This window comes from Amycolatopsis sp. lyj-84 (genome assembly GCF_046549075.1).
In the GTDB taxonomy this organism is placed as follows: domain Bacteria; phylum Actinomycetota; class Actinomycetes; order Mycobacteriales; family Pseudonocardiaceae; genus Amycolatopsis.
Window position 1 is genome coordinate 377,616 of record NZ_JAJPWO010000002.1, and the last position, 12,681, is coordinate 390,296.

The 12,681-nt window shown below is 68.8% G+C and carries 12 protein-coding genes; 3 read left to right on the forward strand and 9 right to left on the reverse strand.

The features are described 5' to 3' along the window. Positions 1-15: 15 nt before the first annotated feature. Positions 16-1,233, forward strand: a complete 1,218-nt coding sequence (locus ACLJRM_RS06760; RefSeq protein WP_410662587.1) for an MFS transporter — start codon at positions 16-18, stop codon at positions 1,231-1,233. Between the two features lie 13 nt (positions 1,234-1,246). Continuing rightward, on the forward strand, positions 1,247-3,214 hold the full coding sequence (locus tag ACLJRM_RS06765) for an AarF/UbiB family protein (RefSeq protein ID WP_101606802.1): 1,968 nt from the start codon (positions 1,247-1,249) through the stop codon (positions 3,212-3,214). Here ACLJRM_RS06765 and lepB read toward each other — a convergent pair. The 9 genes from lepB to ACLJRM_RS06810 form a co-directional block, all read right to left on the reverse strand. After that, positions 3,138-3,938 carry a signal peptidase I gene (gene lepB / locus ACLJRM_RS06770; RefSeq protein ID WP_410662588.1) on the reverse strand — a complete coding sequence of 267 codons (801 nt, stop codon included), beginning with the start codon at positions 3,936-3,938 and terminating at the stop codon, positions 3,138-3,140. The two genes, ACLJRM_RS06765 and lepB, sit on opposite strands and share 77 nt — an antisense overlap. Before the next feature lie 42 nt (positions 3,939-3,980). After that, entirely contained in the window at positions 3,981-4,307 is a 327-nt protein-coding gene (locus tag ACLJRM_RS06775) for a YnfA family protein (RefSeq protein WP_101606800.1), read from the reverse strand. A gap of 163 nt (positions 4,308-4,470) precedes the next feature. Next, the gene (locus ACLJRM_RS06780; protein WP_101606799.1) at positions 4,471-4,878 is read right to left on the reverse strand and encodes a metal-sulfur cluster assembly factor; all 408 of its coding nucleotides are present in this window, start codon (positions 4,876-4,878) and stop codon (positions 4,471-4,473) included. Continuing rightward, complete coding sequence (gene sufU / locus ACLJRM_RS06785) at positions 4,875-5,324, reverse strand: Fe-S cluster assembly sulfur transfer protein SufU (RefSeq protein ID WP_101606798.1); 450 nt, start codon at positions 5,322-5,324, stop codon at positions 4,875-4,877. Before sufU ends, ACLJRM_RS06780 begins: the two co-directional genes overlap by 4 nt. Beyond that, entirely contained in the window at positions 5,324-6,613 is a 1,290-nt protein-coding gene (locus ACLJRM_RS06790; protein ID WP_101606797.1) for a cysteine desulfurase, read from the reverse strand. Before ACLJRM_RS06790 ends, sufU begins: the two co-directional genes overlap by 1 nt. Before the next feature lie 38 nt (positions 6,614-6,651). Then, complete coding sequence (gene sufC / locus ACLJRM_RS06795) at positions 6,652-7,422, reverse strand: Fe-S cluster assembly ATPase SufC (RefSeq protein WP_410662589.1); 771 nt, start codon at positions 7,420-7,422, stop codon at positions 6,652-6,654. A 36-nt stretch (positions 7,423-7,458) separates the two neighbouring features. Next, positions 7,459-8,631 (reverse strand): Fe-S cluster assembly protein SufD, encoded by a 1,173-nt coding sequence (gene sufD, locus ACLJRM_RS06800; RefSeq protein WP_101606795.1) that lies wholly within the window; start codon positions 8,629-8,631, stop codon positions 7,459-7,461. 2 nt (positions 8,632-8,633) lie between these two features. Beyond that, positions 8,634-10,082, reverse strand: a complete 1,449-nt coding sequence (sufB, locus tag ACLJRM_RS06805) for a Fe-S cluster assembly protein SufB (protein WP_076163763.1) — start codon at positions 10,080-10,082, stop codon at positions 8,634-8,636. Next, complete coding sequence (locus ACLJRM_RS06810; protein ID WP_174720535.1) at positions 10,079-10,840, reverse strand: helix-turn-helix transcriptional regulator; 762 nt, start codon at positions 10,838-10,840, stop codon at positions 10,079-10,081. The genes sufB and ACLJRM_RS06810 overlap by 4 nt, the downstream gene beginning before the upstream one ends. 252 nt (positions 10,841-11,092) lie before the next feature. Here ACLJRM_RS06810 and mptB point away from each other — a divergent pair, with 252 nt between their 5' ends. Then, a complete protein-coding gene (gene mptB / locus ACLJRM_RS06815; protein WP_101606794.1) occupies positions 11,093-12,679 on the forward strand; it encodes a polyprenol phosphomannose-dependent alpha 1,6 mannosyltransferase MptB in 1,587 nt (528 codons plus the stop codon). Positions 12,680-12,681 lie beyond the last annotated feature (2 nt).

The window sequence follows — 12,681 nt, forward strand, 5'->3', positions numbered from 1 at the left end:
TCTGGAGGAGAGCTGATGGTTTCTTCGTACAAACGCGAGCTGACGCTCACCGCGGCCGGGTTGTCGCTGATCGCGGTCTCCTACGGACTCGCGAGGTACGCGTACGGCCTCTTCGCACCGACACTCCGGACGGAGTTCGGCCTCGACGGCGGCACCCTCGGCGCCATCGCGGCGGGCAGCTACGTCGCTTACTGCCTCGCCGTCGTCGCCTCGACCGCCATCACGGCCCGCAGGGGCGCCCGGGCGGGCGCGCTCGCCGCCGGGGCGACCGCCACCGCGGGGACCGCCTTGATCGCGGCCGCTCCGAACGCCGCCGTCCTCGCGCTCGGTGTCGTCCTGGCCGGAGCCAGCACCGGGCTGGCCTCCCCTTCGCTCGCGGACGCGGTCTCCCGTGTCGTCCGCGTGACCCGCCGCGACCGAGCCCAGTCCGTGGTGAACGCCGGAACCGGGCTCGGCGTGCTGATCTCCGGTCCGGTCTCCCTGCTCGCGATCGGCGACTGGAGGCTGGCCTGGTGGGCCTTCGCCGCGGCATCGGCGCTGGTGACACTATGGATCGCCCGCGTCGTGCCGCCGGTCAAGGAGGATCGGAAGAGCGGCCTGCCGGTACCGCTGTTCCCACCCGCGACCGGACGGCTGCTGCCCGCCGCCGCGACGCTCGGCCTGGCCAGCGCGGCGATCTGGACGTTCGGCAGGGACATCGCCGTGAGCATCGGCGGGCTCGGCGAGACTGCCTCGACGGTGGTGTGGATCGTCCTCGGTGCGGTCGGCCTGGCAGGCGCGTTCACCGCCGAACTGACCTCGCGGGCGGGGCTGCGCCGGGCCTGGTCGGCGGGAATGATCCTGTTCGCCATCGCCACGGCTCTCTTCGCCCTCGCCACTCGATCGCTGCCGGCGCTCATCATCGCGGCGGCACTCTTCGGAGCCGTCTACATCGGACTGACCGGCGTACTGATCCTCTGGGGCACCAGGGCCTATCCGGCGTCTCCCGCGTTCGGCGTGGGCGTGGCCTTCCTGATGCTGGCGCTCGGCCAGGCCGCCGGAGCGCCACTGATCGGCTTCCTCGGCGACCTCATCGACCTTCGCGCCGGTTTCCTCGCGGCCGCGGCGATCGCCGTCCTGGGCGTCCTGTTCGCCCCCAAGGAGGCGACCACGACCTACAACTTCGGGATTCGTTCCCTCTCAAGGGTGAGCCCCGTCCCGCCGGAGCGGGAATCCCGCGCGGGCTGCGCGTGATGTCCTCATCGGCATGAACCTGCTGCTCGGCCTGCTCACCCTGCCCGTCTACGCGCTCATGCTGTGGCCACTCGTGGTCGCCGCCCGCCGCGTGCTGGGCGTGCGGATCGGCGTGGTGCGCGCGTTCTGCGCCGCGGGTTTCGGCTGGCTCGTCGCGGGCGGCATCCTCAGCGCGTTCCCCACCCCGATGTACGCGAGCGGCGGCGCCTTCGCCGGGCTGATCATCCCGGTGGCGGGCGGCGCGTTCCTGGCGACGCTGATGTTCCTGTTCGTCGCGGAGTTCGTCCTCCCGGCGGGCTCCGGGCTCGGGCTGATCGGCAGGATCCGTTCCCTGCGCCGCCGCGCCGCCCGGACGCGGCGGTACTCGCAGATCACCCGGATCGCGATCAAGCACGGCCTCGGCCGCTACCTCACCGGCCGCCGGGAAGCAGGCCTCGCCCAGGTCCGGCACGCCAAACTGGCGCGTTCCCTGCGCCGCGCGCTGGAAGAGGGCGGCGTGACGTTCGTGAAGCTCGGCCAACTGCTCTCGACCCGGTCCGATCTGCTCCCGCCGGTGTTCATCGACGAACTCAGCAAGCTCCAGGACCAGGTCGCCTTCGCCGACGCCGACGAGGTCGCGACCGTGCTGCGCGAGGAACTGGGCGGCGACCCGGACGAGATCTTCGCCGAGTTCGATCCGGAACCGATCGCGGCCGCGTCGATCGCGCAGGTCTACCGGGCGAAGCTGCGCGACGGGCAGGAAGTCGTCGTCAAGGTGCAGCGGCCCGACGTGCAGTCGCTGGTCGACCGGGACCTCGACATCGTCCGCCGTGTCGCCGCCGCTCTGGACCTGCGCGCGGACTGGGCCCGTTCGCTCGGCGTCATCGACCTCGCCGAAGGCTTCGCCGACGCCCTGGTCGAGGAACTCGACTTCCGGACCGAGGCCAGGAACATCGAAGCGGTCGCCGCGGCCTACCCCGGCACCGAGGTTGCCCTCCCGACCGTCCACAAAGCACTGTCCACCGAGCGCGTCCTGGTGATGCGGCGCCTCGACGGCAAACCACTCGCCGCCGCCAAGGAACAGGTCCCGGTCGCGGAACGGGCGAACCTCGCCCGGTCGATGCTGCGCTGCGTACTCGGCCAGGTGATGGGCAGCGGCGTCTTCCACGCCGACCCGCATCCCGGCAACGTCCTGCTGCTCACCGACGGCAGGCTGGGCCTGCTCGACTTCGGCTCCGTCGGACGGCTCGACTCGGGCCTGCGCGGCGGGCTGCAGAACCTCATCCTCGCCCTCGACCGCGGCGACCCGGCCGCGCTGCGCGACGGCCTGCTGGAGATCGTCGACCGGCCGGACGAGATCGAGGAGCAACGGCTGGAGCGGGCACTGGGTTCCTTGGTGGCCAAGCATTTCAACCACGGGCAGGCCCCGGATCTGGACATGTTCACCGACCTGTTCCGGGTGATCGCCGACTTCCGGCTCAGCGTGCCCCCGCCGATCGCCGCGGTGTTCCGCGCACTGGCCACTTTGGAGGGAACACTGGCCGCGCTGGCGCCGGGATTCAACATCGTCGTCGAATCCCGCGCCTACGCCGCCGAGCAGGTGGGTGCCGGCCTGCGGCCGGAGTCGTTGCGCTCCACCGCCACCAACGAACTGATGGCGCTCCTGCCGGTGCTGCGCCGCCTGCCCCGCCGCGTCGACCGGATCGGCAACGCACTGGAGCAGGGCAGGCTTTCGGTCAACGTCCGGCTGTTCTCCGACGAACGCGACCGCGACGTGGTCACCGGGCTGGTGCACGAACTCCTGCTGGCGTTCGTCGGCGCGGCCACCGGGCTGATGGCCGTGCTGCTGCTGGGCGGCGCGGGCGGCCCGGAGATGCTGCCCGGCGTCACGCTGCACCAGATGTTCGGCTACAACCTGCTCGTGGTCAGCGCGCTGGTGGGACTGCGGCTGCTCTTCGTCGTTTTCCGGCGAAGCGGGCAACGCTCACGATCGCCCCGATGACCCCCAGGACGACGAGCCCGACTCCGGCAAACACCAGCAGACGCGAGGTACGGAACCCGGTGTCGGACACGGGGTCGCCGGGAAGTCCGGCTTCGACGAAAGCGGTGGTCTGCGGAAAGGGCTCGGCGGAGAAAGGACTCCCCAGTCCGACGACGATTCCGCTCAGCTTCGACAGGGGAACGGCGCCGTTGCCGGGCTCCTCGGTGTAGATGCGCGAGTCCCGGGAATTGTTCCGCAGGTCACCGGCGACGAACACCGTGCCCGGCGGCACCTGGACGCTGAACGGCCGGTATTCCTTGCGGCCGTACCCGTTGTCGTCTTCGGTGTACGGCTCCTTGACCGGCTTCCCGTTGACGGTGATCAGGTTGTCCTTCGTGCAGCAGACGACCTGATCACCACCGATGCCGATCACCCGCTTGACGGCCCGGCCTTCGCCGGGTCTCGCGTCCGGGAACGCGGACAGATCCATGAGGACGACCGCGCCGCGCGGAATCTCGGGGAGTTCCGCCCAGCGATACAGCACGACCTCGCCCGGCTGGATCGTGGGCGTCATCGCTTCGCCGGGGACACTCACCATCCGATAGCCCATCAGGGTCCAGAACCCGTACCCCCCGGCACCCACGCCGACGACCGCCAGCAGGATCATCACGAACAGGAGCGGGGAGAATCTTCGCTTCGGCCCCGGTCTCGCGGCGGGCGGAGCGGGAAAGTCCGTTTCGGTCACAGCGCACGATAGCGCCGGTGGCCGACAGTTTCCGGCCAACGCTCAAGCTCGGGGCGCGTACATGATGACCCCGACCCCGGCGAGGCAGATCAGGGCGCCGATGACGTCGTACCGGTCCGGCCGGTAGCCGTCGGCGACCATGCCCCACGCCAGCGATCCCGCGACGAACACTCCGCCGTACGCGGCGAGGATGCGGCCGAAGTTCGCGTCGGGCTGGAGTGTCGCGACGAAGCCGTAGAGGCCCAGTGCGACGATGCCCGCGCCGATCCAGAGGTAGCCGCGGTGTTCCCTGACGCCTTGCCAGATCAGCCAGGCGCCACCGATCTCCAGCAGGGCGGCGAGTGCGAAGAGCGCGATGGACCGGATCATGCGGTTACCCAACCAGACGCCGGGCGGCCTCCGGGGCGCGGTATAGGTCGTTATACACATAACGCTTGCCGCCGCCTGCCCCCAACGCTATGAAAGGCCCGTTACTTGCGAAATTTGCAAGTAACGGGCCTTTCATAGCGCGCGCGAGCGCGAAAAGTGAGGGTCAGACGGTGAAGCCCAGGGCTCGCAGCTGCTCGCGGCCGTCCTCGGTGATCTTCTCCGGGCCCCACGGCGGCATCCAGACCCAGTTGATCCGGAAGTCCTTGACCAGTCCCGTTCCCCCGCCGACGAGCGCGGCACCGGTCTGGTCTTCGATGACGTCGGTCAGCGGGCAGGCCGCGGACGTCAGGGTCATGTCGATGGTGGCGGTGTTGTCCGCCTCGACACGGATGTCGTAGACCAGTCCGAGGTCGACGACGTTGATGCCCAGCTCGGGGTCGACGACGTCGCGCATCGCCTCTTCGAGGTCCTCGACCTTCGCCAGGTCGGCGGTGTCCGCGGCGGCGGTGGTCTCGGCGTCGAGGTCGGCGGCCGTGCGCCCCTCGCGGGTTTCGGTCTGCTGTTCGGTCATGCCGTCTCAACTCCGTTGGTCGTGCGGGCGACGGCGTCCTTGAACGCCATCCATCCGAGCAGGGCGCACTTCACGCGTGCCGGGTACTTGGCGACGCCCGCGAAGGCGATGCCGTCCTCCAGCACTTCCTCGTCCGGCTCGATCTGACCCTTGCCCTGCATCAGCTCGACGAAGGCGTCCATGGTGGTGAACGCCTCCTCCACGGTGTGCCCGACGACGAGATCCGTCAAGACCGACGTGGACGCCTGGCTGATCGAGCAGCCTTGTCCGTCGTAGGAGATGTCGGCGACCTTCCCGTCGTCGACCTTCACCCGCAGGGTCACCTCGTCGCCGCAGGTCGGGTTGACCTGGAACGATTCGGCGTCGAACGGCTCGCGCAGACCGCGGCCGTGCGGGTTCTTGTAGTGGTCCAGGATGATCTCCTGGTACATGCTTTCGAGGTTCATCAGGCCACCCCGAAGAACTTCTGCGCCTCACGCACACCGTTCACGAGCGCGTCCACTTCGGACAGGGTGTTGTAGATGTAGAACGACGCGCGCACGGTCGCCGGGACCGAGCAGGCCCGGTGCAGCGGCCACGCGCAGTGGTGCCCGACGCGGACGGCGATGCCGAGGCTGTCCAGCACCTGGCCCGAGTCGTGCGGGTGGACGCCGTCGATGACGAACGAGACCAGTCCGCCGCGGTCGGCCATGTCGGTGGGGCCGATGATCCGCACGCCGGGGATCTCGCCGAGTCCGGTCAGCGCCGCCTCGGTGAGGAGGTGCTCGTGCGCGGCGACCCGGTCCATGCCGATCGACGACAGGTAGTCGGCGGCCGCGCCGAGGGCGACGGCCTGCGACGTCATCGGGGTGCCCGCCTCGAACCGCTGCGGCGGCGCGGCGAAGGTGGTCTGCTCCATGCGGACCATCTCGATCATCGAGCCGCCGGTCAGGAACGGCGGCATCGCTTCGAGCAGCTCGCGGCGGCCGTAAAGGACGCCGATGCCGTACGGGCCGACCATCTTGTGCCCGGCGAAAGCGGCGAAGTCGACGTCCAGGTCGTGGAGGTCCACGGGGAAGTGCGGCACCGACTGGCAGGCGTCCAGCACGACCAGCGCGCCGACCTTGCGGGCCTTCTCCACCAGGAACTTGACCGGGTTGATCGTGCCGAGCACGTTGGACTGGTGCGTGAACGCGAGCACCTTGGTCCGCTCGGTGATCAGCTCGTCCACATTGGACAGATCGAGACGACCGTCGGCGGTGACGGAGAACCACTTCAGCGTCGCACCGGTGCGCTGGCAGAGTTGCTGCCACGGCACCAGGTTCGCGTGGTGTTCCATCTCGGTGATGACGATCTCGTCGCCGGGGCCGAGCTTGAACCGCTCGGCCTCGGGACCGGCCGTGGCGGCGTTGCTCATCGCGTAGGCGACGAGGTTGATGCCCTCGGTGGCGTTCTTGGTGAACACCAGCTCGTGCGGGGAGGCGCCGACGAACTCCGCGATCCGCACGCGGGCGGATTCGTAGGCGTCGGTCGCCTCCTCGGCGAGCTGGTGCGCGCCGCGGTGCACCGCGGCGTTCGAGGTCTCCAGGAACCGGCGCTCGGCTTCGAGCACCTGCGCCGGTTTCTGGGACGTCGCACCGGAATCCAGATACACCAAGGGTTTCCCGTCCCGCACCGTGCGAGTCAGGATGGGGAAGTCGGCCCTGATGGCCGCTACGTCCAGCGGTACAGCAGAGTTAGCCGTGGTGGTGGTCATCGGGCCAACTCCTCTCGGTGTAGTCGCGAAAACAGTGATCAGACGGCGGCGGTCTCGGCGGAGCCGGTGTACTTGACGTACCCGTTCTCCTCCAGCTCGTCCGCGAGCTCACGGCCGCCGGACTCGACGATCTTGCCGCCGGCGAAGACGTGCACGAAGTCGGGCGTGATGTGCCGCAGGATCCGCGTGTAGTGCGTGATCAGCATGACGCCGGCGTCGTTGCTCGCCTTGAACTCGTTGACGCCCTCGGACACGACGCGCAGCGCGTCGACGTCGAGGCCGGAGTCGGTCTCGTCGAGGATGGCGATCTTCGGCTTGAGCAGCGCCAGCTGCAGGATCTCGTGGCGCTTCTTCTCGCCGCCGGAGAAGCCCTCGTTCACCGAACGCTCGGCGAACTCGGACGAGATCTCCAGCTTGCCCATCTCCTCCTTGACCTCCTTGACCCAGTGGCGCAGCTTGGGGGCCTCGCCACGGACCGCGGTGGCCGCGGTGCGGAGGAAGTTGGACATGGACACGCCCGGTACCTCGACCGGGTACTGCATGGCGAGGAACAGGCCCGCGCGGGCACGCTCGTCGACGCTCATCTCCAGCACGTCCTCACCGTCGAGCAGGACCTGCCCGGAGGTGACTTGGTACTTGGGGTGACCGGCGATGGCGTAGGACAGCGTGGACTTGCCCGAACCGTTGGGGCCCATGATCGCGTGGGTCTCGCCCGACTTGATGGTCAGGTTGACGCCCTTGAGGATCTCCTTGGGGCCCTCCTCGGTCGTGACCGAGGCGTGCAGATCCTTGATTTCCAGCGTAGGCATTTCTTTCCTAAAAGTCTGATGTGGACGGACGAGGGCTTAGACGCCCACGGCTTCGAGCTCGGCTTCGATCGCGGTCTCGAGACGCTCGCGCACCTCGGGAACGCCGATCTTGACCAGGATCTCGTGGAAGAACCCGCGTACGACCAGGCGCCGCGCGGCGTCCTCGCCGATTCCACGCGACTGGAGGTAGAACAACTGCTCGTCGTCGAACCTTCCCGTCGCGCTCGCGTGCCCGGCGCCTTCGATCTCGCCGGTCTCGATCTCCAGGTTCGGGATCGAGTCCGCCCGCGCGCCCGGCGTCAGCACCAGGTTGCGGTTGAGCTCGTAGGTGTCGGTCGCTTCGGCGGCCGCCCGGATCAGCACGTCGCCGACCCACACGGTGTGCGCGTTTTCGCCCTGCAGCGCGCCCTTGTACATCACCCGCGACTTGCAGTTCGGCACCGCGTGGTCGACGAAGAGACGGTGCTCCTGGTGCTGCCCCGCGTCCGCGAAGTACAGGCCGAGCATCTCGACGTCGCCGCCCTTGTCGGCGAACGTCGCCGTCGGCGAGACGCGGACGAGGTCACCGCCCAGGGTGATGACGATGTGCTTGAGCGTGGCGTCGCGGCCGAGCTTGAGGTGCTGCTCGGACACGTGCACCGCGTCGTCGGCCCAGTCCTGGACGCTGACCACGGTGACGTTCGCCGAATCGCCGATGACGAACTCGACGTTGTCGGCGTAGGTGCCGGAGCCGACGTGGTCGAGGACGATGACGGCCTCGGAGAACTGCTCGGCGCGGACCTGCAGGTGCCCGTAGGCGACCTCGCCCTCGCCGGGACCGGTGATCTTCACCGTCGACGGCTTCGACGCCTTGGTCTCCTTGGGCACCGTGATGACGGTGGCCTCGGTGAACGAGGAGTACGCCTGCGCGGCGATCCGGTCGCTCGGGACGCCCGCGACGCCGAGGCGCTCGTCGTCCCTGCCGACCTGCTCGATCTTCAGTTCGGGCGCGGCGTCGGATTCCAGGGTCGCCGAACCCGAAGCGGTGGCGGACCCGTCGTGCAGGCCGCGCAGCCGCTTCATCGGAGTGAAGCGCCAGTTCTCCTCACGGCCGCCGGGGACCTCGAAGGCCTCGACGTCGTGAGAGGTGAAGCGCTCCGCGCGAGAGGTCGCCGGGATGACGACCCCTTCGCGCATCGCTTCGGAAACGTTGTTCTCGGTAACCGACATGACTAGCCGACGGACCCTTCCATCTGAAGCTCGATCAGGCGGTTCAGCTCGAGCGCGTACTCCATCGGCAGCTCACGCGCGATGGGCTCGACGAACCCGCGCACGATCATCGCCATGGCCTCGGCCTCGTCGAGACCGCGCGACATGAGGTAGAACATCTGGTCTTCGCTGACCTTCGAGACGGTCGCCTCGTGGCCCATGGAGACCTCGTCGTTGCGGATGTCCACGTACGGGTACGTGTCCGACCGCGAGATCGTGTCGACCAGCAGCGCGTCACAGACCACGCTGGACCGCGAGTGGTGCGCCCGCTTCGCGATCTTGATCAGACCGCGGTAGGAGGTGCGGCCACCGCCGCGCGCCACCGACTTCGACACGATGGTCGAGGAGGTGTGCGGCGCCAGGTGCTCCATCTTCGCGCCGGCGTCCTGGTGCTGGCCTTCGCCCGCGAACGCGACCGAGAGGACCTCGCCCTTGGCGTGCTCGCCCATCAGGAAGACGGACGGGTACTTCATCGTGACCTTGGAACCGATGTTGCCGTCGATCCACTCCATGGTCGCGCCCTCTTCGCACTTGGCGCGCTTGGTGACCAGGTTGTAGACGTTGTTCGACCAGTTCTGGATGGTCGTGTAACGGCAGCGGGCGCCCTTCTTCACGATGATCTCCACGACCGCCGAGTGCAGCGAGTCGGACTGATAGATCGGCGCGGTGCAACCCTCGACGTAGTGCACGTAGGCGTCTTCGTCGACGATGATCAGGGTCCGCTCGAACTGACCCATGTTCTCGGTGTTGATCCGGAAGTAGGCCTGCAGCGGGATGTCCACCTTGACGCCCTTGGGCACGTAGATGAACGAGCCGCCGGACCACACCGCGGTGTTCAGCGCGGAGAACTTGTTGTCCCCGGCCGGGATCACGGAGCCGAAGTACTCCTTGAAGATCTCCGGGTGCTCCTTGAGCGCGGTGTCGGTGTCCAGGAACAGGACGCCCTGCGCCTCCAGATCCTCGCGGATCGAGTGGTAGACGACCTCGGACTCGTACTGCGCGGCGACACCGGCGACGAGGCGCTGCTTCTCCGCCTCGGGGATGCCGAGCCGGTCGTACGTGTTCTTGATGTCCTCGGGCAGGTCTTCCCAGGAGGTGGCCTGCTTCTCACTGGACCGCACGAAGTACTTGATGTTGTCGAAGTCGATCCCGGAGAGGTCCGCACCCCAGTTGGGCATCGGCTTCAAGTCGAAGAGCTTGAGAGCCTTCAGTCGTGCTTCGCGCATCCACTCCGGCTCGGACTTCTTCGAGGAGATGTCGGTGACGACGTCCTCGTTCAGTCCGCGACGGGCAGTAGAGCCCGCCTCGTCGGAGTCCGCCCAGCCGAACGCGTACTTGCCAAGGGACTCGATGGTCTCTTCCTGGCTCATGGGCGCGGTGGTGGGAGTGCGCTGCTCGGCAGCGGCAGTCATGCGGGTTTCCCTCCATTCGGGATCCGTGCTGTGCGCCCAGGAGAGGGCGCCGTGCTTCCCGGCCGGGGTGTGGCCGGGTGACCCGCCGAAACGACGGGTACGTGTGTGGTGCACGCGTTGTCACCGCGTGCGATGGTCGCCAGTCGCTGCACGTGGGTACCCAGAAGTTCCGCGAAAGCCTCGGTTTCGGCTTCACACAACTGAGGGAACTCGGCGGCGACATGGGCGACCGGGCAATGGTGCTGGCAAAGCTGTTCGCCGACACCGACCTGACGGGTCGACGCAGCGTAACCCTCCCTGGTCAGCGCCGCAGCGAGGGCCTCGGCGCGGGCGGCGGGGTCCGTGTGCTGCGTGATCGCTTCCTGATGCGGGCCGACCAGCGAAGCGACACGAGCCTCGGCGAAGGCCTTCACAGCGTCCTCGCCGGCGTGTTCGGAGAGGAACCGGATGGCCGAGGACGCGAGGTCGTCGTAGGCGTGCCCGAACCGGGCACGACCGGCCTCGGTCAGGAGGAAGTTCTTGGCGGGACGGCCTCGTCCGCGGGGGCCGCGACGGGGCGCGTCCCGGGTTTCGGCCTCGCCGTCGGCGAGCAGGGCGTCGAGATGACGGCGGACGGCGGCGGCGCTGATCCCCAGCTGCTCGGCCACCACGACGGCGGTCATCGGACCCTGTTCCAGCAGCAAGCGGGCCACTTCGTGCCTGGTCCGGCCCTCGGGGCCGACCTGCGCGGGGACAGGCTGGACCTCGGCGCGGGGCATGTCGCCACCGGCCTCGTTCCGCGTCCCCGCCTTTTTCACAACACAAGTGTGACGTATTTCCGGGGAGACGGCAAAGAGGGGTGCCTCACGGAGTGGCGTGGGTCACGTTGACCGTCGAAAGCACAGGGGTAACCACGTACCCGTTAAGTCTGTTCCCGCGATCGCTACCCTTCGTGCGTGGCAGTGGGCGATCACCCGGTACGGCGGGACACGGACGGGGCAGCACCGGAGGACGCTTCGGCGGCGGGTTCGGTGTCGACGCTCACCCCCGGGCACCCGCGCGAACCGGAGCCGCTCGACGACAAGGAACTGCGCGGGCTGAACGTGGTCCGCCGGTTCGGCGCGGTCGGTTCCCTGTTCCTCGCCCTCGGCTCGCTCGGCGCGGGCGCCGCGCCGGTGATCAACCCGGTGCAGGAGATCCCGGTCCTGCGGCTGTTCACCCGGATCCCCACCGTTTCGCTCGCGATGGGCCTGGCCGGGATGGCGATCATCGTGCTGAGCTGGCTGCTGCTCGGCCGGTTCGCCCAGCCCGCGCGCCGCCGCCTCGCCACCCAGGGCCAGCTCGCCCGCACGATCGCGCTCTGGTGCGCGCCGCTGCTGTTCATCCCGCCACTGTTCTCCCGCGACGTCTACAGCTACCTCGCGCAGAGCGAGATCGTGGCCCGCGGGATGGATCCGTACTCCCTCGGGCCCGCCGAAGCGCTCGGCGTGTCCGATCCGCTGACCTCGGGCGTCTCCAACATGTGGCGCGAGACCCCGGCGCCCTACGGCCCGCTGCTGCTCCGCCTCGGCGGCTGGCTCGCGCCGCTGAGCAGCGGGAACATCGTCACCGGGGTGCTGTTGCAGCGCGGGCTCGCGCTGATCGGCGTCATCCTGATCATCTGGGCGCTGCCCCGGCTCGCCCGGCGATTTGGCGTGCAGCCCGCCACCGCGCTGTGGCTCGGCGCGGCGAACCCGCTGCTGATCTTCCACTTCGTCGCGGGCGCCCACAACGACGCGCTGGCGATCGGCCTCATGGTGGCCGGGCTGGAGATCGGCCTCAGCCGGATGCCGGTGCGGTTCAAGGGGGACGCTCCCCCGCCACTGGCCAGGGGCGAATTGCTGTTCATCGGGCTCGGGGTGGCGATCATCACCCTCGGCGTCGCGGTGAAACTGAACGCGATCCTGGCACTGCCGTTCTTCACGGTGATGGTGGCGAGACGCTGGTATGGCAGGCTCAAGGACCTGCTCACCGCCGCGGTGCCGATGGCGTTGCTGTTCGGCGTGGTGCTGGTGGCGGTCTGTTACGGCACCGGCCTCGGCTTCGGCTGGGTCGGCGCGCTCGGGACACCGGGACTGGTCCGCTCGTGGATCTCGCCGACGTCGGAACTCGCCGCGCTCGGCGGTGTCCTCGGCATCGCGCTCGGCCTCGGCAACCACACCAACGCGATGGTGCCGATCCTCGGCACGCTCGGCTATCTCGTGGCGGGCGCCGTGACGGTCAAGTTCCTGTGGGACAGCTTCAACTGGCGCTACCGGCCGATCATCGGCCTCGGTGTCTCGCTGGGCGCGGTGATGGTGCTGCACGTGGCGCTGCAGCCCTGGTACCTGCTGTGGGCGATCATCCCGCTCGCCGCGGCGGCGGGCACCTCGCGGTTCCGCATCGCCGCGACGATCGTCACCGCCGTCCTGCCGTTCCTGCTGCCCACGACGGGCAGCACCTTCGACGGCCGCGGGTACGTCCTGCCGTTCGCGTGGGCGGCCGCGGGTGTCCTCACGCTGCTGGGGCTGTTCATCGTCCACCGCATCTCGCCACTGCTGCTGTCCAGACCGTCCCCGGAGCATTCGGTCCCGGCGTGACG

Excerpts from the sequence above, each read along its gene's own strand:
- ACLJRM_RS06760 (WP_410662587.1), top strand. The coding sequence starts at position 16 with ATGGTTTCTTCGTACAAACGCGAGCTGACGCTCACCGCGGCCGGGTTG.
- ACLJRM_RS06765 (WP_101606802.1), top strand. The coding sequence starts at position 1,247 with ATGAACCTGCTGCTCGGCCTGCTCACCCTGCCCGTCTACGCGCTCATG.
- ACLJRM_RS06775 (WP_101606800.1), bottom strand. The coding sequence starts at position 4,307 with ATGATCCGGTCCATCGCGCTCTTCGCACTCGCCGCCCTGCTGGAGATC.
- ACLJRM_RS06780 (WP_101606799.1), bottom strand. The coding sequence starts at position 4,878 with ATGACCGAACAGCAGACCGAAACCCGCGAGGGGCGCACGGCCGCCGAC.
- sufU (WP_101606798.1), bottom strand. The coding sequence starts at position 5,324 with ATGAACCTCGAAAGCATGTACCAGGAGATCATCCTGGACCACTACAAG.
- ACLJRM_RS06790 (WP_101606797.1), bottom strand. The coding sequence starts at position 6,613 with ATGACCACCACCACGGCTAACTCTGCTGTACCGCTGGACGTAGCGGCC.
- sufC (WP_410662589.1), bottom strand. The coding sequence starts at position 7,422 with ATGCCTACGCTGGAAATCAAGGATCTGCACGCCTCGGTCACGACCGAG.
- sufD (WP_101606795.1), bottom strand. The coding sequence starts at position 8,631 with ATGTCGGTTACCGAGAACAACGTTTCCGAAGCGATGCGCGAAGGGGTC.
- sufB (WP_076163763.1), bottom strand. The coding sequence starts at position 10,082 with ATGACTGCCGCTGCCGAGCAGCGCACTCCCACCACCGCGCCCATGAGC.
- ACLJRM_RS06810 (WP_174720535.1), bottom strand. The coding sequence starts at position 10,840 with ATGCCCCGCGCCGAGGTCCAGCCTGTCCCCGCGCAGGTCGGCCCCGAG.